At 63.2% G+C, this 20,104-nt stretch carries 21 protein-coding genes, 2 tRNA genes and 1 pseudogene; 18 read left to right on the forward strand and 6 right to left on the reverse strand.

What is annotated here, in order from left to right:
* Positions 1 to 74 precede the first annotated feature (74 nt).
* From pqqD to HZR81_RS09910, 6 genes and pseudogenes are all read left to right on the forward strand, one after another.
* Positions 75 to 353: a pyrroloquinoline quinone biosynthesis peptide chaperone PqqD gene (gene pqqD, locus HZR81_RS09885; protein WP_031298274.1), complete on the forward strand. Its 279-nt coding sequence runs from the start codon at positions 75 to 77 to the stop codon at positions 351 to 353.
* Entirely contained in the window at positions 325 to 1,479 is a 1,155-nt protein-coding gene (gene pqqE, locus HZR81_RS09890; RefSeq protein ID WP_500127990.1) for a pyrroloquinoline quinone biosynthesis protein PqqE, read from the forward strand. Before pqqD ends, pqqE begins: the two co-directional genes overlap by 29 nt.
* On the forward strand, positions 1,476 to 3,401 hold the full coding sequence (locus tag HZR81_RS09895; RefSeq protein ID WP_500127991.1) for a S9 family peptidase: 1,926 nt from the start codon (positions 1,476 to 1,478) through the stop codon (positions 3,399 to 3,401). The genes pqqE and HZR81_RS09895 overlap by 4 nt, the downstream gene beginning before the upstream one ends.
* A gap of 106 nt (positions 3,402 to 3,507) precedes the next feature.
* A complete protein-coding gene (gene ercA / locus HZR81_RS09900) occupies positions 3,508 to 4,671 on the forward strand; it encodes an alcohol dehydrogenase-like regulatory protein ErcA (RefSeq protein WP_200593890.1) in 1,164 nt (387 codons plus the stop codon).
* Positions 4,655 to 6,352 (forward strand): PAS domain-containing hybrid sensor histidine kinase/response regulator, encoded by a 1,698-nt coding sequence (locus HZR81_RS09905; protein WP_500127992.1) that lies wholly within the window; start codon positions 4,655 to 4,657, stop codon positions 6,350 to 6,352. The genes ercA and HZR81_RS09905 overlap by 17 nt, the downstream gene beginning before the upstream one ends.
* 74 nt (positions 6,353 to 6,426) lie before the next feature.
* Positions 6,427 to 6,666: pseudogene (locus HZR81_RS09910) on the forward strand (efflux RND transporter permease subunit); the annotation flags it as partial.
* A gap of 3 nt (positions 6,667 to 6,669) precedes the next feature.
* On the opposite strand, the gene HZR81_RS09915 reads toward HZR81_RS09910, so the two are convergent.
* The gene (locus tag HZR81_RS09915) at positions 6,670 to 7,398 is read right to left on the reverse strand and encodes a hypothetical protein (protein WP_500127993.1); all 729 of its coding nucleotides are present in this window, start codon (positions 7,396 to 7,398) and stop codon (positions 6,670 to 6,672) included.
* Positions 7,399 to 7,605: 207 nt separating this feature from the next.
* On the opposite strand from HZR81_RS09915, the gene gacA reads away from it, so the two are divergent.
* From gacA to HZR81_RS09945, 6 genes are all read left to right on the forward strand, one after another.
* Positions 7,606 to 8,250 (forward strand): response regulator transcription factor GacA, encoded by a 645-nt coding sequence (gene gacA, locus HZR81_RS09920; RefSeq protein WP_003300232.1) that lies wholly within the window; start codon positions 7,606 to 7,608, stop codon positions 8,248 to 8,250.
* On the forward strand, positions 8,250 to 10,073 hold the full coding sequence (uvrC, locus tag HZR81_RS09925; RefSeq protein ID WP_208218464.1) for an excinuclease ABC subunit UvrC: 1,824 nt from the start codon (positions 8,250 to 8,252) through the stop codon (positions 10,071 to 10,073). Before gacA ends, uvrC begins: the two co-directional genes overlap by 1 nt.
* A 33-nt stretch (positions 10,074 to 10,106) precedes the next feature.
* Positions 10,107 to 10,664, forward strand: a complete 558-nt coding sequence (pgsA, locus tag HZR81_RS09930) for a CDP-diacylglycerol--glycerol-3-phosphate 3-phosphatidyltransferase (RefSeq protein ID WP_125868871.1) — start codon at positions 10,107 to 10,109, stop codon at positions 10,662 to 10,664.
* A 69-nt stretch (positions 10,665 to 10,733) separates the two neighbouring features.
* Positions 10,734 to 10,809 (forward strand) — tRNA-Gly (locus HZR81_RS09935).
* Between the two features lie 46 nt (positions 10,810 to 10,855).
* A tRNA-Cys gene (locus HZR81_RS09940) sits at positions 10,856 to 10,929 on the forward strand.
* A gap of 150 nt (positions 10,930 to 11,079) precedes the next feature.
* Positions 11,080 to 11,325, forward strand: coding sequence for a PA2433 domain-containing protein (locus HZR81_RS09945; protein ID WP_125868870.1), 246 nt, complete (start codon positions 11,080 to 11,082; stop codon positions 11,323 to 11,325).
* Here the strand turns inward: HZR81_RS09945 and HZR81_RS09950 are convergent, their stop codons facing one another.
* The 5 genes from HZR81_RS09950 to HZR81_RS09970 all read right to left on the reverse strand — a co-directional run bounded on the left by HZR81_RS09950 (position 11,326) and on the right by HZR81_RS09970 (position 15,540).
* Entirely contained in the window at positions 11,326 to 11,508 is a 183-nt protein-coding gene (locus HZR81_RS09950; protein WP_017245094.1) for a PLDc N-terminal domain-containing protein, read from the reverse strand. It lies immediately after the preceding gene.
* A 117-nt stretch (positions 11,509 to 11,625) separates the two neighbouring features.
* Positions 11,626 to 11,856, reverse strand: a complete 231-nt coding sequence (locus tag HZR81_RS09955; RefSeq protein WP_063542970.1) for a thioredoxin family protein — start codon at positions 11,854 to 11,856, stop codon at positions 11,626 to 11,628.
* A gap of 8 nt (positions 11,857 to 11,864) precedes the next feature.
* The gene (locus HZR81_RS09960) at positions 11,865 to 13,241 is read right to left on the reverse strand and encodes a permease (RefSeq protein WP_500127994.1); all 1,377 of its coding nucleotides are present in this window, start codon (positions 13,239 to 13,241) and stop codon (positions 11,865 to 11,867) included.
* A gap of 78 nt (positions 13,242 to 13,319) precedes the next feature.
* Positions 13,320 to 14,402, reverse strand: coding sequence for an ACR3 family arsenite efflux transporter (gene arsB / locus HZR81_RS09965; protein ID WP_200599645.1), 1,083 nt, complete (start codon positions 14,400 to 14,402; stop codon positions 13,320 to 13,322).
* A gap of 64 nt (positions 14,403 to 14,466) precedes the next feature.
* Positions 14,467 to 15,540 (reverse strand): ArsO family NAD(P)H-dependent flavin-containing monooxygenase, encoded by a 1,074-nt coding sequence (locus HZR81_RS09970; protein WP_200599644.1) that lies wholly within the window; start codon positions 15,538 to 15,540, stop codon positions 14,467 to 14,469.
* A 217-nt stretch (positions 15,541 to 15,757) separates the two neighbouring features.
* Between HZR81_RS09970 and HZR81_RS09975 the strand changes: the two genes are divergently transcribed.
* The 6 genes from HZR81_RS09975 (at position 15,758) to arsJ (ending at position 20,081) form a co-directional block, all read left to right on the forward strand.
* Positions 15,758 to 16,114, forward strand: a complete 357-nt coding sequence (locus HZR81_RS09975; RefSeq protein WP_011913229.1) for a metalloregulator ArsR/SmtB family transcription factor — start codon at positions 15,758 to 15,760, stop codon at positions 16,112 to 16,114.
* Positions 16,115 to 16,153: 39 nt separating this feature from the next.
* Positions 16,154 to 16,867 (forward strand): arsenical resistance protein ArsH, encoded by a 714-nt coding sequence (gene arsH / locus HZR81_RS09980; RefSeq protein ID WP_019406162.1) that lies wholly within the window; start codon positions 16,154 to 16,156, stop codon positions 16,865 to 16,867.
* 18 nt (positions 16,868 to 16,885) lie between these two features.
* Positions 16,886 to 17,380 carry a phosphatase domain-containing putative toxin gene (locus tag HZR81_RS09985; RefSeq protein ID WP_500127995.1) on the forward strand — a complete coding sequence of 165 codons (495 nt, stop codon included), beginning with the start codon at positions 16,886 to 16,888 and terminating at the stop codon, positions 17,378 to 17,380.
* Positions 17,349 to 17,717, forward strand: a complete 369-nt coding sequence (locus HZR81_RS09990) for a YnfA family protein (RefSeq protein ID WP_200599641.1) — start codon at positions 17,349 to 17,351, stop codon at positions 17,715 to 17,717. Before HZR81_RS09985 ends, HZR81_RS09990 begins: the two co-directional genes overlap by 32 nt.
* A gap of 26 nt (positions 17,718 to 17,743) precedes the next feature.
* Positions 17,744 to 18,754 (forward strand): ArsJ-associated glyceraldehyde-3-phosphate dehydrogenase, encoded by a 1,011-nt coding sequence (locus HZR81_RS09995; RefSeq protein ID WP_500127996.1) that lies wholly within the window; start codon positions 17,744 to 17,746, stop codon positions 18,752 to 18,754.
* A 112-nt stretch (positions 18,755 to 18,866) separates the two neighbouring features.
* A complete protein-coding gene (gene arsJ, locus HZR81_RS10000; RefSeq protein ID WP_474769178.1) occupies positions 18,867 to 20,081 on the forward strand; it encodes an organoarsenical effux MFS transporter ArsJ in 1,215 nt (404 codons plus the stop codon).
* Positions 20,082 to 20,104 lie beyond the last annotated feature (23 nt).

Here is a 20,104-nt window from a genome sequence, read left to right on the forward strand (position 1 = left end):
CCTGTAGAGTGGACCGCCTGACGACCATGACCACGTGGCCAGGCAGCAACCTGCCCACTGGCGAGACAATGATGATGAGCGATATTCAACTGACCCAGATTCCAGCGTTGCGTCGTGGTTTCCGCTTCCAGTGGGAGCCCGCGCAGAACTGCCATGTGCTGCTCTACCCGGAAGGCATGATCAAGCTCAACGAGAGCGCTGCGGCGGTGCTGACCGAAGTGGACGGGACGCGTAGCGTCGGTGCGATCGTTGCCGATCTGCAGGCTCGCTATCCCGAGGCCGAAGGGATTCAAGAAGATATCGTTGCGTTCCTGGAGGTTGCCGTTGAACGGTTCTGGATCGAGCTTCGCTAAACCCGGCTACGAGCCCGGCCCGCCGCTCTGGCTGCTGGCGGAGCTGACCTATCGTTGCCCGTTGCAGTGTCCGTACTGCTCCAATCCGCTGGACTTCGCCCGTAGTCATGAAGAACTGAGCACCGCCGAGTGGATCGAGGTGTTCCGCCAGGCACGCGAGATGGGCGCGGCCCAGCTGGGTTTTTCCGGCGGCGAACCATTGGTGCGCCAGGACCTGGCCGAGCTGATCGAGGCGGCACGGGGACTCGGCTATTACACGAACCTGATCACCTCCGGCATCGGCCTCACCGAAGAGAAGATCGCCAGCTTCGCCGAGGCCGGCCTGGACCATATCCAGATCAGTTTCCAGGCTGCCGACGAGGAAGTGAACAACCTGCTCGCCGGTTCGCAGAAGGCTTTCGCTCACAAGCTGGAAATGGCCCGTGCGGTGAAGAAGCATGGCTATCCGATGGTGCTCAACTTCGTCACCCATCGGCACAACATCGACAACATCGACCAGATCATCCGTCTGTGCATCGAACTCGAAGCGGATTTCGTTGAGCTTGCCACCTGCCAGTTCTATGGCTGGGCCGAGCTGAACCGTGCCGGGCTGCTGCCGAGCAAGGAACAGCTGGTACGTGCCGAGCGCATCACCAACGAGTGGCGCGACAAGCTCGCCGCGGAAAACCATCCGTGCAAGCTGATCTTCGTGACGCCCGATTACTACGAAGAACGGCCGAAGGCCTGCATGAACGGCTGGGGCAACCTGTTCCTCGACATCACCCCGGACGGTACGGCGCTGCCCTGTCACAGTGCACGGCAATTGCCGGTGGAATTTCCCAATGTGCGCGAGCACAGCATCGAGCACATCTGGCGACACTCGTTCGGCTTCAACAAGTTTCGCGGTTACGATTGGATGCCCGAACCCTGCCGCAGCTGCGACGAGAAGGAGCGCGACTTCGGTGGCTGCCGCTGCCAGGCCTTCATGCTCACGGGCGATGCCGCGAACGCCGACCCGGTGTGTAGCAAGTCGGCGCATCACGGCACCATTCTCGCTGCTCGGGAGCAGGCCGAGCATGGCGCCCTCGGCCTCGACCAGCTGCAGCATCGCAACGAAAAGGCCTCCCGCTTGATCCTCAAGGCATGACGGCACCCGGAGCTACCCCGCAAGGTACGGAACTCGCGCACCTGCCGTATGGTTTCTGGCCCAGCGACTGGAGCGCCGAGGCCGCCGCGGCCGCCAGCCGGGATTTCGCCGAGCTGCGGGCCGGGCAGGGTGGGTTGTTCTGGATCGAGTACGACCCCGCCGAAGGGCGCTGCAGCCTGTGGGTCTGGCGGGCCGGCCATGCGCGCTGCCTGACGCCGGCAGGGTATTCGGTCCGCAGCCGCGTCTATGAATACGGCGGTGGCGCGTTCTGCCTGACCGGGCAGGGCCTTGCTTTCGTCAACGAAGCGGACCAGCAGATCTACCTGCAAACGCTGAGCGAAGGTCAGCCTCTGCCGTCGGCGCTGACTGCGCGTCCCGACTGCCGCTATGGCGACCTGCAGTACGACCGCCATGGGAACGCCATCGTCGCCTTGGAAGAGTCGCGCGAAGGCGATGGCGTGGTGCATCGGCTGGTGAGCATTGCCATCGCCGATGGCACACGTCGACTCCTCGTCGAAGGGGCTGGCTTCTACGCGTCACCCACGCTTGATCCTGATGGGCGCCGCCTCGCCTGGATCGAGTGGGATCGCCCTGAGCAACCCTGGACCTCAACGCGCCTGTGCATCGCCGAGCGCCAGCCGGACGGGGTCTGGGGGGCGGTGCGATGCCTGGCCGGTGAGGCGGGTGGCGAATCACTGCAGCAACCGCGCTTCGCCGAAGATGGCCGGCTGATGTGCCTCAGTGATCGGCTGGGCTACTGGCAACCCTGGGCCGAGAGCGAGGATGGTTGGGCCTTGCATCCGCTGATCGCGACGAAACCGGAGTCCGCACGGGTTTTCGACTGCGCACCTGCGCCCTGGCAGCTGGGTACCAGCAGCTATCTGCCGCTGGCCGATGGCGGCCTGCTGTTGACCCATATGGTCGATGGCTACGGGTTGCTGTTCGAACACGTCGCCGAAGGCCGCCAGCGACAGCTAGCCGGTGCGTACAGCCGCTGCCGCCAGTTGGCCGCCGACGCCACCCATGTGTTCTGTATCGCTGGCGCAGCGCAGCGCACGCCTGCGGTGCTGGCCATCGAGCGGGCCAGCGGCATGGCGCAGATCCTCGCCGGCGGTGGGATGCCGTTGGCCGGGGCGCAGGTCTCCTATCCGCAGCCCATGCGCTTTCCAACCGGCACCGGCGAAACCGCCCATGCGTTTTTCTACGCGCCGCGCAATGTGAACTGCCGGGGCGAAGCCGGAACGTCGCCACCTCTGGTGGTGTTCATCCACGGCGGTCCGACGTCGGCGTGCTACCCCGTCTTCGATCCGCGCATCCAGTTCTGGACGCAGCGCGGCTTTGCCGTGGTGGACGTCAACTACCGCGGCAGCAGTGGTTTCGGTCGCGCTTACCGGCAATGCCTGCACGAGCAATGGGGCGTGGTGGATGTGGAGGACGCCTGCCAGGCAGTACGAGCGCTGGTAGAGCAAGGTGCGGTCGATCCGCAGCGGGTGTTCATTCGCGGCTCCAGTGCGGGTGGCTACACCGCCCTCAGCGCGCTGGTAGCCACCGATTTGTTTCGCGGCGGCGCCAGCCTTTACGGCGTCAGCGATCCATTGGCGTTGCGTCGGGTGACGCACAAGTTCGAAGGCGATTATCTGGACTGGCTAATAGGTGATCCGCTGCGGGTGCCGGAGCGCTTTCGCGAGCGCGCGCCGCTGCATAACGCCGAGCGCATCGCTGCACCGATACTCTTCCTGCAGGGTGCGCAGGATGCGGTGGTACTGCCCGAGCAGACCGAAACCATGGTGGCGGCGCTGCGCGGGCGAGGTATCGAGGTGGAGTACCGGCTCTACCCGAACGAGCGACATGGCTTTCGCCAGGCCAATAATCTGGCCGATGCGCTGGAGCGTGAACTGCGCTTCTATCGTGGGCTGCTGTAGAGCTTTCCGCCGGCCGGATGGCAGGCAGCCATTAGGTGCATTGCTTTACTTGAGCAATGCAGTAGGCTTGCGCTCGTTGTTACAAAAAATAAAAAAGGCCGCAGTCATGAGCCCGAATATCAGCCTCCAGCGCAAGTTCGTCTCTCCAGAAATCATCTTCGGTGCCGGCTGTCGCCACAGTGTCGCCACCTGTGCGGCCAACTTCGGCGCGCGAAAGGTGCTGGTGGTATCCGACCCCGGCGTCGTGAAGGCGGGCTGGGTGGCTGACGTGCTGGCGAGCCTCGACCGGCAGAACATCGAACACTGCCTGTTCACTGATGTTTCGCCCAATCCCCGTTGCGAAGAGGTGATGCTCGGCGCCGAGCTGTATAGCAGCGAAGGCTGCAACGTGATCGTCGCGGTAGGCGGGGGCAGTCCGATGGACTGTGCCAAGGGCATTGGTATCGTTGCGGCGCACGGGCGTCATATCAACGAGTTCGAAGGGGTGGATACGCTGCGTGTGCCCAGTCCACCACTGATCCTGATCCCGACCACCGCCGGCACATCGGCTGACGTGTCGCAGTTCGTGATCATCTCCAACCAACAGGAGCGGATGAAGTTCTCCATCGTCAGCAAAGCAGCCGTGCCGGATGTTTCGCTGATCGACCCGGAAACCACGCTGAGCATGGACCCGTTTCTCTCCGCCTGTACCGGCATCGATGCGCTGGTGCACGCCATCGAGGCGTTCGTGTCGACTGGCCATGGGCCGCTGACCGACCCGCACGCGCTGGAAGCCATGCGCCTGATCAACGGCAATCTTGCGCAGATGATCGCCAATCCGGCGGATATCGCGCTGCGCGAGCAGATCATGCTCGGCAGTATGCAGGCCGGGCTGGCGTTCTCCAACGCGATTCTCGGCGCGGTGCATGCCATGTCCCACAGCCTCGGTGGCTATCTCGATCTGCCCCATGGCGTCTGCAATGCCGTGCTGGTCGAACATGTCGTCGCATTCAATTACGACGCCTCGCCGGACCGCTACCGCAAGGTCGCCGAAACCCTGGGCATCGATTCGCGCGGGCTGAACCACCGCCAGGTTCGTGAGCGGCTGGTGCAGCACCTGATCGATCTCAAGCAGCAGATCGGCTTCCGCGAAACGCTGAGCCTGCACGGCGTTAACCTTTCTGATATCCCGTTCCTCTCGCAACATGCGATGCAGGATCCCTGCATCCTGACTAATCCACGCTCGTCGACGCAGCGGGACGTCGAGGTCGTCTATGCCGAAGCCCTCTGATGATCAGCATCAGGCCCTGGCGCAACTGCTCGGGTTCGGCAGCCACTCCGCACGCAAGAGTCACTACCCGGAACTGGTGGCACGCCTGGAAGAGCTGGAGGGCGAGCGCAATCGCTACAAATGGCTGTTCGAGCACGCCGTGCATGGCATCTTTCAGGCCAGCCTCCATGAAGGCATTCGAGCTGCCAATCCTGCCTTGGCGCGCATGCTCAATTACGAAACCCCGGAAGAGGCGCTTTGGGCGCTGACCGATCTGTCCCATCACCTGTTCATCGGTGGTGAAGAGGAGCTGCGGCAGATCCGCCATACCCTGAGCCAGCAACATGGCCTGTTTGGCTACGAGACGCGCCTGCGCCGCAAGGACGGCAGCGCCATCTACGTGATCATGAACCTGCTGCTCAAGCCGGACGAAGACGGTCTGGTGGAAGGCTTCGTCGCCGACGTGACCGAGCGCAAGCTGGCGCAATTGCGTCTGCTGCAGCTCAACGAAGAGCTCGAGCAGCGCGTCGCCGAGCGCACCTGTGAATTGCGTGAGGCCCGCGATGCGGCGGAAGCCGCCAACCTGAGCAAGGACAAGTCCCTCGCTGCAGCCAGCCACGATCTGCTGCAGCCGCTCAACGCCGCACGCCTGCTCATCTCAACCCTGCGTGAACGCCAACTGCCGCAGAACGAGCTGCATCTGGTCGAGCGTGCCCACCAGGCCCTGGAAGGCGCCGAAGACCTGCTGACCGATCTGCTCGACATTTCCAAGCTCGATCAGGCCGCGATCAAACCGGACATCGATATCTATGCGCTGGACGAGGTGCTGCTGCCGCTGGTGTCGGAGTTCCAGTCGGTCGCTGCTGCCGCGGGCTTGCAGTTGAAACACTACATCCCGCGGATCGCGATCAAGACCGATTTCCGCCTGCTGACTCGGATCCTGCGGAATTTCCTCAGCAATGCCTGCCGCTATACCGATCAGGGTGCGGTACTGGTTGGCGCGCGTATGCGCGCCGGGGCGCTGCGTATCGAGGTCTGGGATACCGGACGGGGCATTCCAGAGGAGGAGCTGCAGGCGATTTTTCTCGAATTCAATCAGCTCGGGATTGGTCGATCCGCGAAACGCAGTGGCGTAGGGCTGGGATTGGCCATTGTCGACCGTATCGCCAGCATGCTCGGTTACCAGGTGCTGGTGCGCTCGATGCCGGGGCGTGGCTCGGTGTTCAGTATCGATGTGCCGCTGGCCGAAGCGATGCCCCGCGAAAGGGTTGCGGCCCCGGCGATCGTGCCGCAGCTGGGCGACCCGTTGCCAGGGCGCCGGCTGCTGGTGATCGACAACGAGGAAAGCATCCTGTTGAGCATGGCTGCCTTGCTTGAACAATGGGGCTGTACGGTGCTGACAGCCACCGACGAGCAAAGCGCAATGGCGGCGCTGGATGGCGTCGCGCCGGATGCGATCCTCGCCGATTACCATCTGGATCACGGGCTGACTGGCTGGGATGTCGTGCTCGCGGTGCGAGGACGCTTCAACCAGGCGCTGCCGGCGGTGATGATCACTGCCGATCGCAGCGACCAATGCCGCCAGCAACTGCAGGGCTGCGGCGTGCCTGTGCTGAACAAGCCGGTCAAACCCGGCAAGATGCGTTCGGTGCTCAGTCATCTGCTCGCAGCCAACGACAATGGTGAACAGGATTCGGGCTGACACGATCTGGATCAAGTTTTAGCGGGAGTCGGCTCGGCTAAGCCCTCGCCCTGAAAGCCCAGCGCGACGGGCTGAGCGGCGAGGCCGCGCTGCGCGATGCAATCCGCGAAGGCGCAGTGCAGCGGGTACGCCCGAAGGCGATGACCGTGGCAGTGATTGTCGCCGGCCTGTTGCCGATCCTGCTGGGGGCGGGCACCGGCAGCGAAGTCATGAGCCGCATCGCGGCGCCGATGGTTGGCGGCATGCTGAGTGCGCCGCTGCTGTCGCTCTTCGTGATCCCGGCCGCCTACCGCTTGATGCGCAGAGCGAGGTGATGACTACTGGCTCGGCTGCATCAGCAACAGAAGAAAGGAGTAGCCGAGCGACCCGAGCAGAAAAGCACCGAATCGGCTGTTCCTTTCCGTCGGCAGTTCCTCCTTCAGAACGTTAAGGACGATCGCGCCGGCAATGAAGGCGGTTAGGGCCGACACACCCAGCTCCGAGAGTTCGATGACCGAGCCGACCGCCCAGCCGATCAGCGTTGACCCCGCCAGGATCCAGCGGCCGCGTCGAGCGAACAGATCCTGGTGGTCATGCTGAAGGGCCACATCGTTGACCATGAAGTGCAGCGCCATGGCCACGGTGTACCAGACCAGTTCCAGTATCTGGCCAGGATCACGGTTGGCGAGGATATTCCCGATCAGTGCGTTGTAGCCGGCGAAGGCACCTATGTGCAGCCAGAACACGCCCGCGTGGGAAGGTGCGCCGTCAGGCCGCTCGTCGCGGTGCTGCTTGATCAGCCGCTCGAGTCCGTAGAAGCAGACCAGGCCGCCTAGCGCCAGCAGATAGGCGTGGTGCTCAAGGTAGCGCAACGGGTGAAACCCGCTATCCTCCATCACCCTCTGCCCGTCGGCCAGTTCGGGGAGCAGGTGCACGAAGACATAGGCGACGGCGACGCCACCGGCTGCGGACAGCCAGCGGCTGCGCGGCAACTGATGTAGTTTGCTCAGCCTTCCGGCCAGCATATGGGTGGCTGTCAGCACCAGTGCGGCGATCAGGGTGAGCATGAGATATCCGCGGAAAAGGCCATCAGCTTTGTGACTTTGGCCGTCCATCGGCGTTCAGCATGCAGTTCGTCGGTTGGCGCCCCGGACTTATGATCTCGATCAGTTACCTGCGTCGTGATCGGCCAGGTCGATGATTTTTTTGATAGAGTGCGCTCCTGAAAAAGCGAGCAGCCAGCCAGCTTTCAATTCGGTCAATGAGGTGTCTGCTTGATTAGGGTGCTGGTGGTCGATGACCACGATCTGGTTCGCACAGGCATCAGTCGCATGCTGGCGGACATCTCTGGGCTGCAGGTGATCGGTCAGGCGGACTCCGGCGAGGATGCGATCCGCAAGGCTCGAGAGCTCAAGCCCGATGTGGTGCTGATGGACGTCAAGATGCCGGGCATCGGTGGTCTGGAGGCGACCCGCAAGCTGCTGCGCAGCTACCCGGACCTGAAGGTCATTGCCGTGACCATCTGTGAAGAAGATCCGTTTCCGACTCGCCTGCTGCAGGCCGGGGCGGCGGGCTATCTGACCAAGGGCGCAGCGCTGGAGGAAATGGTGCAGGCCATCCGCATGGTGTTCGGCGGCCAGCGCTACATCAGCCCGCAGATCGCTCAGCAGCTGGCGCTCAAATCCTTCCAGCCGCAGCTCAGTGAGTCACCGTTCGACCTGCTTTCCGAGCGAGAAATACAGATCGCGCTGATGATTGCCAACTGTCAGAAGGTACAGCACATTTCCGACAAGCTCTGCCTGTCGCCGAAAACGGTGAACACCTACCGCTATCGCATCTTCGAAAAACTGTCGATCACCAGTGATGTCGAGCTGGCCCTGCTGGCGGTTCGCCACGGGATGGTCGATACCGTCAACTGATGACAGAAGCCTTCGATTCCTCGGCGTTCCTGGCCGCCTGCAGCGGCCGGCCGGGCGTATATCGCATGTTCGATGCGCAGGCCAAGCTGCTCTATGTGGGCAAAGCGAAGAACCTGAAGAAGCGCCTGGCAAGCTACTTCCGCAAGACCGGGCAGGCGCCGAAGACCGCAGCGCTGGTGGCCAAGATCGCGCAGGTCGAAACCACCATCACCGCCAACGAAACCGAGGCGCTGCTGCTCGAGCAGACGCTGATCAAACAGTGGCGGCCGCCGTACAACATCCTGCTACGGGACGATAAGTCCTATCCCTATGTGTTCCTCTCTGCCGGTGAATTTCCAAGACTGAGTATTCATCGTGGCGCCAAGAAGGAGCCCGGACGCTACTTCGGCCCCTATCCTAGCGCCGGCGCGATCCGCGAAAGCCTGAGCCTGCTGCAAAAGGCCTTCTTCGTGCGGCAATGCGAGGACAGCTATTTCCGCAACCGCACCCGGCCCTGCCTGCAATACCAGATCAAGCGCTGCAAGGCGCCATGCGTGAAGCTGGTCGACCCCGAAGAGTACGCCGAAGATGTGCGTCACTCGGTGATGTTCCTCGAAGGTCGCAGCAACGCACTGGCGGAGGAGCTGTCGCGCAACATGGAAAAGGCGGCGACGAATCTGGATTTCGAGCGCGCCGCCGAGATCCGTGACCAGATCGGCATCCTGCGCCGCGTGCAGGACCAGCAGAGCATGGAAGGGGGTTCGGGCAATGTCGACATCGTCGCCGCGGCGGTCAGCCCAGGCGGCGCTTGCGTGCATTTGATCACCGTGCGTGGTGGGCGAGTGCTGGGCAGCAAGAACTTCTTTCCGCAGGTCGCCATTGAGGAAAGCGTCAGCGAGGTGCTGCAGGCCTTTCTGGAGCAGTACTACCTGGGGGCTACGGAACGCGACCTGCCCAGCGAGTTGATCGTCAATGCAGTGCACGAGGATTTCGCCACGCTGATCGACGCCATCTCCGAGCTGCGTGGCGTCGAGCTGACCATCACCCATCGGGTACGCGCGACGCGGGCACGCTGGCAGCAACTGGCGCTGACCAACGCAGAACAAGCGTTGGGCGCGCGCCTGGCCAATCGTCAGCATCTGTCGGCACGCTTCGACGCACTGGCCGAAGCGCTGGAGCTCGACGAGCCACCGATGCGCCTGGAGTGCTTCGACATCAGCCACTCCAGCGGCGAGGCGACGGTGGCGTCCTGCGTGGTCTTCGGGCCGGAGGGTCCGCTGAAGTCCGACTATCGCCGCTACAACATCGAGGGCGTCACCGCCGGAGACGACTATGCGGCAATGCATCAGGCACTGTCGCGGCGTTTTCGCAAGGCGGCGGAGGGCGAGGGCAAGCTGCCGGACATCCTGCTCGTCGACGGTGGCAAGGGCCAACTCAACATGGCGCGCGAGGTACTGGAGGAGCTGGCCGTGCCGGAGCTCATCCTGCTCGGCGTGGCCAAGGGCGTCACCCGTAAGCCGGGCCTGGAAACCCTCTATCTGAATGACGCCGCCCACGAGTTCACACTGCCGGCCGACTCGCCTGCGCTGCACTTGATCCAGCAGGTGCGTGACGAAGCGCATCGCTTCGCTATCACCGGCCACCGCGCACGGCGTGGGAAGGCTCGGCGCACTTCGACGCTGGAGGACGTTCCGGGCATCGGGCCTAAACGTCGTCGCGAACTGCTCACGCATTTTGGCGGTCTTCAGGAACTGTGCAGGGCCAGCCTCGACGAGATCGCCAAGGCGCCTGGTATCAGTAAAAAGCTTGCCGAGTCGATTTATGCCGCTCTGCACAGTGAGTAAACTGTCCCCGAATTCCGCCGATCAGTGGTACCGATGAATATCCCGAACCTGCTCACCGTTCTGCGCGTGCTGCTGATACCCATCTTCATTCTGCTGTTCTATCTGCCGTTCTACTGGAGCTACCTGGCCGCCAGTGCCGTGTTCACCATCGCGGCGCTGACCGACTGGCTCGATGGCTATTTGGCGCGCCGGCTGGAACAGAGCACGCCATTCGGCGCCTTTCTCGATCCCGTAGCCGACAAGCTGATGGTGGCGGTCGCGCTGGTGCTGCTGGTTGAGGAGCACGCCAATCTCTGGCTGACGCTGCCGGCTGCGATCATCATCGGCCGCGAGATCGTCGTCTCGGCATTGCGCGAGTGGATGGCCGAGCTCGGTGCCCGTGCGCAGGTCGCGGTGTCGAATCTCGGCAAATGGAAGACCGCGGCGCAGATGGTGGCGCTGGTGATCCTGCTGGCCAATCCGCCGCAGCCGACAATATGGGTCGGCGTGGGGTACGCATTGCTAATCGTCGCGGCAGGGCTGACGCTGTGGTCGATGATCAATTACCTGATGGCTGCCTGGCCGCACCTGAGCACTACGGAAAAGAAATAAAAACTTTTTTAATCAAAGGGTTGACGGCAGCCTTCGATCGTATAGAATGGCGCCCGTCACCAAGACAACGCGGGAATAGCTCAGTTGGTAGAGCACGACCTTGCCAAGGTCGGGGTCGCGAGTTCGAGTCTCGTTTCCCGCTCCAGTTTGTAAGATCGCGCCGCAGAAATCATGCGGCGCCTTCGTTTTGAGGCCGGTTGGCAGAGTGGTTATGCAGCGGATTGCAAATCCGTGTACGCCGGTTCGATTCCGACATCGGCCTCCATATTGAAGAGCCCCAAGCAATTCGTTGCTTGGGGCTTTTTCTTTTGCGTCGCAGAGTTCGCGGCTACCGGTACTGCCAGTGAGTGGGCAGCAAGCGATTCCGCCGCTGCTATCTATACTGCATGGGCGCCTCTCGCTCAGGAGAATAGCCATGCGACGCCTCTCAGCCTTTGCCTTCGCGATTCTGTTCAGCTCGCCACTGCTGGCGATGCATTGCCCCATGGACATGGCCAAGATCGACGAACTGCTCAAGACCAATCCACCGAAGGACGCGACCACCCTGCAGCAGGTGCGCGAACTGCGTGCCGAAGGTGAGCAGCTGCATCAGGCCGGCAAGCACGCCGATTCGGTACGGGTACTGGGACGAGCCCTGCACCTGCTAGGTCAGAAGCCCTGATCAGCGGACGCGGCGAACGCCAACCAGCAGCCAGAACAGCAGGCCCAGCACTGGGAAGAGGGCGATACCGATCGCCCAGAGTGCCTTTGCGCCCACGCTTCGCTCGCTTTTGAATACGCTGATGATCGCCAGCAAGTTCAGCGCGATGAGCGCCACCGCGGCTGCGATGGCCAGGTAAGTCATTGAATCGGACACTTCACATTTCTCCTGACGGCTCAGGTTATGAGGCCGCGAACCGCGCAGGAGGGTTCCGTACCGTTAAGGGCATCAAAAGCGATGAACCCGGCCCGGTTCCTACGTTCAGCCCAGCAGCTGCTGGAGTTCGTCGCTGCTGGGCACCTTGCCCTCGACGAGAACATCGTCATCGACCGCCAGCGCCGGCGTGCGCATGACCCCGGCATCGATGATCGCGTTGACGTCGGTGACTTTCTCGAGCTGATATTCCAGACCGAGACGACGTGCCGCCGCTTCGGCATTGGCAGTGAGTTGCTGGCACTTGGCGCAGCCGGAGCCGTAGACGGTCAGTTTCATCGTCGTCCTCACATCAGTTGGCCATAGAGATAACCGCTAAGCGTGGCCATGACCACGACCAGCGTGCAGTACACCAGCGTCTTCTGGGTGCCCAGCACCGTGCGAATCACCAGCATGTTCGGCAGGGACAGCGCAGGGCCGGCGGGCAATATCGCCAGTGCCGGGCCCTTGCCCATGCCAGCGCCGAGAAGGCCTTCGACGATAGGCACTTCCGTCAGCGTGGAAAAGTACATGAAGGCGCCCAGTAGTGAAGCGAGCAGGGTGGAGGCGAAGCTGTTGTCACCCACTGCCCAGACCACCCATTGACTGGGGATCAACCCTTCATGGCCGGGGCGGCCGAGCAGCAAGCCAGCGACCATCACACCACCCAGCAGCAGCGGCATGATCTGTTTGGTGAAGTCCCAGCTCTGCCCGACCCACTCCTGTCCGGCAGCGTTCTCACGGCTGGCCTGCAGCATCAGCCCGCCGATACCGATGACCATCGCCAGTTCCGGCCATTCGGGCCGGAGCAGGACGCTTGCAGCGACCAACCCGGCGACGACCAGCAGCGGTTTGAGCGACCAGCGCCAACGGCGTACCAACAGCGCCGCCAGCAGGATGGCGAGCGCTGCGGTGATCGGCCACTTCCAGGCGTAAACGAGCATCCACGCCGGGCTTTCCGCCCTGGCCCAGTTGGCGAACACCAAGATGCCGATCATCAGGCTGAACAGGGCGACGATGTCGCCGAGCGGATGGCTGCTGTCGTCGGCGGTGAAACCGCGGGCGCCCTTGGCGGCGCGGGCAGCTTCTTCGTGACGGTAGAGCAGGTGCATGATCGCACCGATGACCAGGGCAAAGAGGATGGCACCGACAGCCCGGGCGATACCCATCTCGGCGCCAAGCACCTTGGCCGTCACCACGATGGCCATGACGTTGATCGCCGGCCCCGAGTAGAGAAAGGCGATGGCTGCGCCGAGCCCAGCCCCGCGCTTGTAGATGCCGCCGAACAGCGGCAGTACGGTACAGGAACACACCGCCAGCAGCGTGCCGGCGACCGAGGCTACGCCGAAGGCGATCGGCTTGGGCGAGGCCGGGCCGAGGTGCTTCATCACCGCGCCCTGGCTGATATAAACGGCCATCGCGCCAGCGATGACGAAGGCCGGCAACAGGCAAAGGATGACGTGCTCGCGGGCGTACCACTGGGTCAAGCGAAGGCCTTCGAGTACGGCATTCTCGAAGCGAGGCTGCCCCAGCGGCAGAAAGAAGATCAGCAGAAATGCGGCAGACATGCCAAGCAGCACCTTGGCCTCGCCAGGGCGGTCGCGCCAGAAACGCGCCAGGTGTTTCCACAGCGAAGGGGAGGCGTCAGCCGAAGGAGCCGATCGCTCGGGCGCGGAGCTGTCCATGACCATGGTCCTGCTGGGTAGTCACGACCATGGTAGTTGGCTGGCGTGAGGCGAGGCTGATCCGCGTCAAGCGCAGGGCTATGTTCGGTTAGCCGTAAGCGCGCGGTTGTACCAGTCGCGGCTGCGATTGACGCTGCGCACCAGCCAGAGCATCACCGGTACCTCGATCAGCACGCCGACCACCGTGGCCAGTGCGGCACCGGAATTGAAACCGTAGAGCACGATGGCGACGGCCACCGCCAGCTCGAAGAAATTCGAGGCGCCGATCATGGCCGACGGCCCGGCCACATCGTGGCGCACCTGGAAGCGGCGATTGAGCCAATAGCCCAGCCCGGCGATCAGCAGCGTCTGCAGCAGGATGGGCACGGCCAGCATGGCGATGATCAGCGGCTGGGCGACGATGGCCTCGCCCTGGAAGGAGAACAACAGCACCAGGGTGGCCAGCAGCGCAACGATGGAGAATGGTTGCGCTCTTGCCAGGGCGGCCTGGAGTGCCTCTTCGCCGCGCTTGAGCAGGCGTGCGCGAACTATCTGGGCGATCGCCAGCGGGATGACGATGTACATCACTACCGAGAGCAGCAGCGTGTCCCAGGGAACTGGAATCGAAGACACACCGAGCAGCAGGGCGACGATCGGGGCGAAGGCGAACACCATCACCACATCGTTCAGTGCGACCTGGGTCAGGGTGAAGTTGGCGTTGCCGTTACAGAGGTTGCTCCATACGAAGACCATTGCGGTGCAGGGCGCCGCGCCCAGCAGGATCAAACCGGCCATGTAACTGTCCAGTTCGGCGGCCGGCAGCCAGGGCGCGAAGACCTGTTTGATGAACAGCCAGCCCAGCAGCGCCATGGTGAACGGCTTGATGGCCCAGTTGACGAAGAGCGTGATGCCCATGCTCGCCCGCTGCGCGTAGACCTCCCGCAGGGCGGAGAAGTCGATCTTCATCAACATGGGGATGATCATCACCCAGATCAGCAGGCCGACCGGGATGTTCACGTGGGCCACTTCCAGGGCGCCCACGGCCTGTGCCGCCGCGGGCATGCCAAGCCCGAGCAGCGTGCCGGCAATGATGCAGAGGAATACCCAGAGGGTGAGGTAACGCTCGAAGAAGCCCAGTGGCGCCCCGGTCTGCTTGCTGGTCACTTCGCATTGAGTGGACATCTGGAACCGTACCTTTCTATCTGTAGTTGGTGGGTTATATCGGCTGGTGGGTTATATCGGCGCGCTAGCGGGATTCCACGGACAGCGCTTCGACCACTTCGTCAACCGTACTTCGGGCGCTGCGCGTGACGCCGATCAGCGTGGCAGATGCCGTGCCGGTCCACTCGCCGTAGCCGACCAGCCAGAGATTGGGCTGTTTCACGGCTCGGGTCCCTGCGACCTGCACCTTGCCGTCGGCCTCCACCAGCCCGCACGGGTGAAGATGATCGAGCGCCGGGCGAAAGCCGGTGCACCAGACCACTGCATCGAGGCGAGTCTGACGGCCGTCCGCCCATTCGACGGCAGTTTCGTGCAAGCGCACAAACGGCGGTTGCGCTACCAGCACGCCACGTTCCCGCGCGTCGAGCACCGAGGGCACCATGACGATATCGCCGAAGCCTCCGGGCAGGTCATCGATGCTGCGGCCCTCCTGCTGGGCCTTCCAGCGCGCGGTCGCACGCTCGAACAGCACGCGACCATCGACCTCATCGGGAAGGAATGCCGGCGGGTCCTGAGTGACCCATATGGTTTCGCCGACCTTCGAGAGTTCCGCCAGGATCTGCGCGGCTGAATTGCCGCCGCCGACCACCATCACGCGCTTGCCGGAAAAGGGCGCAGGGTCCCGGTAGTACGCTGAATGCAATTGCAGCCCCTGAAACGCCTCGCGCCCCGGATAGTCCGGAATGAAAGGCTTGCTCCAGGTGCCGGTCGCACTGATCACTGCCCGGGCCAGCCAGCGCCGATCACCGGCCTGAACCTGCCATAAATCGTCTACGCGCCTGATCGCATCGACATGAACCGGGCGCTGAATGGGAAAGCTGTAGCGGGTCTCGTAGCGATGCAGGTAGTCGATCACATCGTCGCGCGACGGATTGCCCGGTTCGACGGGGGTGGGCATCGGCCAGCCGGCGATCGAACTCCAGGCCGCCGGTGAGAACAGCCTCAACGAATTCCAGGCGTGGAGCCAGGCGCCACCCGGGGCGGGTTGATCGTCCAGCAGCAGGTAGGAAAGCGCCGTACGCCGCATGAAGTACGCGGTCGCCAGGGCCGACTGCCCGGCGCCGATGATGATCACATCGAGCACATGTGGGGCTGACATCAGCAGACTCTCATCCAAGACATTCGGTTCGCCTTATATACGCTCTGCGGAATATACGCGGGTTTCATTACGCCGAGCAAATTCGCCACGCCAAGGGTGCTTGAAGCACCTGAGCGACTAACCTGCGCTTTACTCGTATATGCGTTAAGCAATATATTCGCTGACGTATACGTTTCGCGATCATCAATCGATCGGCAAGCGTCAGAAGGGTATTTTCGTGATCGAGCACCTGACACCTACCACCGTATTCAAATGCCTGGCTGACGAGACTCGCGTGCGCATCGCCTTGCTCATCGCCCGCGAAGGCGAGTTGTGCGTGTGCGAGCTGACCTGCGCGCTGGATGAAAGCCAGCCGAAAATTTCCCGTCACCTGGCGATGCTGCGCAGCTGCGGCATGCTGGAAGATCGCCGTCAGGGCCAGTGGGTCTATTACCGTCTCCATCCGCATCTGCCTGACTGGGTCACGGACATGCTGCAACCGATTCTGGCGGCCAACAAGAACTGGCTGAGCGACAACGTGCAGCGTCTGGAGCGCATGCGCAATCGTCCCGAGCGGGCGACGGTGTGTGGCTGAATCGCATCGTTCTCTCGCCACAACTTTCAGGATTACCCCATGCACGACGACCTACCCAATATCGATCCAGCGCTGCTCGATCTACCGGATCTCGCCAAGCTGGGCCTCCCAGACGGGCCTGCGCACAAGCCGCGCATTCTGCTGCTCTATGGCTCCAACCGGGAGCGCTCCTACAGTCGTCTGCTGGTACAGGAAGCGGCGCGGCTGCTGGAGCGTTTCGGTGCCGAGACGCGCATCTTTCATCCGGCAGGGCTGCCACTGCCAGACGATGCGCCTGACAGCCATCCGAAGGTCCAGGAACTGCGCGATCTGATGCAGTGGTCGGAGGGGCAGGTGTGGTGCTCGCCGGAACGGCATGGCTCGATGAGCGCAGTGTTCAAGGCCCAGATCGACTGGGTGCCGCTGGCCATGGGCGCGCTGCGCCCGACTCAGGGCAAGACGCTGGCGATCATGCAGGTCAGCGGCGGCTCGCAGTCATTCAATGCGCTCAATCAGATGCGCGTGCTGGGTCGCTGGATGCGCATGCTCACCATCCCCAACCAGTCCTCAGTGGCCAAGGCCTATCTCGAGTTCGACGAGGCAGGGCGGATGAAGCCCTCGGCCTATTACGACCGCGTGGTGGATGTGATGGAGGAGCTGATCAAGTTCACCCTGCTGGTACGCGGTCGCGCCGATTACCTGGTCGACCGTTATTCGGAGCGCAAGGAGTCGGCCGAAGCGCTGTCCCGTCGCGTCAATCAACGCTCAATCTGACTTCCAGGAATCGCCCGCGTGTCCCATCCCTACGACATCCTCGATGTACCCGGCTGTGCCGGTCAGCTGATCTTCACGCCGTGTCCCGGCAGCAAGGGCAGCGGCCTCGACGAGGCGCTGGCCACGCTGCAGGCAGCTGGTGCCGAAGCAGTGATCACCTTGATGCCCGCCGAAGAGCTGGCTCGTAACGACGCGAGCCAGCTGCCGCAACTCTGTGCCGAACGCGACCTCGAGTGGTTTCACCTGCCGGTGGCCGACGAACAGGTGCCGCTGGCGGACTTCGACCAGGGCTGGGAAGGGGCGGCAGCTCGGATCCATGAGTCGCTGGATGCCGGCAAGCGCGTCGCCATTCACTGCAAGGGTGGTTCAGGTCGTACCGGACTGATCGCAGCGCGCATCCTGATCGACCGCGAAGTGCCACGCGCGGCCGCCATCGCCTGCGTCCAGGCGCTTCGCCCCAAGGCTATCCAGCATCCGGCGCATGTCGGCTGGATCGAACGCTTCGGCGCATGACGGGCCTCTCGTGCTGAATACGCTCGGCTTGTTCGTCATTACCGCGATAGCGGAGATCGTCGGCTGTTATCTGCCGTACCTCTGGCTGAAACAAGGCAAGAGTATCTGGTTGCTGGTTCCGGCGGCGCTTTCCCTGGTGCTGTTCGCCTGGCTGCTGTCACTGCACCCCACCGCCGCCGGACGGGTCTACGCCGCCTACGGTGGCGTTTACGTCGCCGTCGCACTGGTCTGGCTGTGGGTGGTCGACGGTGTTCGCCCCACCGGGTGGGACCTGCTCGGCTGCGCCGTGGCGTTGCTGGGCATGGCGATCATCATGTTCGCGCCGCGCAATCTCTGATCCATCATTTCAGGAGCGAGTCATCCATGAGCATAAAAGTAGGCATCAACGGTTTCGGCCGCATCGGCCGCCTGGCCCTGCGGGCGGCCTGGGATTGGCCGGAGCTGGACTTCGTGCAGATCAACGATCCGGCCGGCGATGCAGCGACCCATGCGCACCTGCTTAATTTCGACTCCGTGCATGGCCGCTGGCAGCACGAGGCGAGCGCCGACGGCGACTGCCTGGTCATCAACGGCCAGCGGGTGAAGGTCAGCGCCAACAAGGCGATCGCCGACACCGATTGGTCGGGCTGCGATCTGGTCATCGAGGCGAGCGGCAAGATGAAGACCGTTGCGGTGCTGCAGCAGTATCTGGAGCAGGGGGTCAAGCGCGTGGTGGTCAGCGCGCCGGTGAAGGAGGCGGGCGCGCTGAACTTCGTCATGGGCGTCAATGACGGCCTGTACGATCCGGCGCAGCACCGCATCGTCACCGCGGCGTCCTGCACCACCAACTGCCTGGCACCGGTGGTCAAGGTTATCCATGAGCAGCTGGGCATCCGCCACGGTTCGATCACCACCATCCATGACCTGACCAACACGCAGAGCATTCTTGATCAGCCGCACAAGGATCTGCGCCGCGCCCGCGCCTCGGGCATGAGCCTGATTCCCACCACCACCGGCTCGGCCACGGCGATCGCCGAGATATTTCCCGAGCTGCGCGGCAAGCTGAACGGCCATGCCGTGCGCGTGCCGCTGGCCAATGCCTCGCTCACCGACTGCGTGTTCGAGGTGGAGCGCAGCACCGATGTAGCAGAGGTGAACCGGTTGCTGCAGGCTGCAGCGGAGGGCGAGCTCAAGGGCATTCTCGGCTACGAGGAGCGGCCGCTGGTTTCCATCGATTACCGCACCGACCCGCGCTCGTCGATCATCGATGCGCTGTCGACCATGGTGGTCAACGGCACGCAGGTGAAGATCTACGCGTGGTACGACAACGAGTGGGGCTATGCCAACCGCACCGTGGAACTGGCGCGCAAGGTTGGGCTAGCTGACATTTGCTAGGGCGTACATCCCGTAGGGTGGGCTTCAGCCCACCATTCAGCCCGGCGTCTGAGGTGGGCCGAGCGGGTTCGCGCGTTTATCAGTGATCCGTACATATTTATGAGCCGCCGCCATGCATGCTCTGCAACGTCTCGCACCGGAAGTCCGCCAGTACCTGGTGGTAACCGGTAACTACTGGGCCTTCACCCTCACCGACGGCGCGCTGCGCATGCTGGTGGTGCTGCACTTCCATGCGCTGGGCTACTCGCCCTTGCAGATCGCCGCCCTGTTCCTGTTCTACGAAATATTCGGCGTCGTCACCAATCTGGTCGGCGGCTACCTCGGCGCGCGGCTTGGCCTGAACCGGACGATGAACCTCGGCTTGGCGTTGCAGGTCGTGGCCCTGCTGATGCTCACGGTACCGGCCGCCTGGCTGACGGTACCCTGGGTAATGGGCGCGCAGGCGCTGTCCGGCATCGCCAAGGACCTGAACAAGATGTCCGCCAAGAGCTCGATCAAGCTTCTAGTGACGGACAGCCAGCAGGGCACGCTCTACAAGTGGGTCGCCATCCTCACTGGCTCGAAGAACGCGCTCAAGGGCGTGGGCTTCTTTCTCGGCGGCGCGCTGCTCAGTCTGCTGGGATTCGCCGGCGCGGTGCTGGCGATGGCTGCCGTGCTGGCGCTGATCTGGCTGGCCAGCCTGGTGCTGCTGAAGAAGGATCTCGGCAAGGCCAAGGCCAAGCCCAAGTTTCGCGACATCCTGTCCAAGAGTCGCGCGATCAATGTGTTGTCCGCGGCGCGCCTGTTCCTGTTCGGCGCGCGAGACGTGTGGTTCGTGGTGGCCTTGCCGGTGTATCTGAGCGCGGTTTTCGGCTGGGACTTCTGGATGGTCGGCGGCTTCCTTGCGTGCTGGATCATCGGTTACGGCATTGTCCAGTCGGTCGCACCGGCGATCACCGGCAAACGCAGTGGCAAGGTCCCGGATGGTCGGGCGGCATGCCTATGGGCAGCTTCGCTGGCGGCATTGCCTGCGGCAATTGCGATCGGGCTGGCGACGGCTGCGTCGCCACAGTGGGTGCTGATCGGAGGATTGATGCTGTTTGGCGTGCTGTTCGCGGTGAATTCATCGCTGCACAGCTATCTGATCGTCAGCTACGCCAAGGAGGACGGTGTCTCGCTGGACGTGGGTTTCTACTACATGTCCAACGCCCTGGGGCGGCTGGTGGGCACGCTGCTCTCGGGTTGGGTGTTCCAGGCCTACGGCCTGCAGGCTTGCCTGTGGGTGTCGTCCCTGTTCGTAGTGCTCGCCGCGCTTATCTCTCTGTGGTTGCCGCGACACGACGGCTAGGGCAGGGCGGGCGCCGAGCGCCC

Origin of the sequence: Pseudomonas sp. LM13 (assembly GCF_041381355.1) — a bacterium.
Classification (GTDB): Bacteria; Pseudomonadota; Gammaproteobacteria; order Pseudomonadales; family Pseudomonadaceae; genus Stutzerimonas; species Stutzerimonas frequens.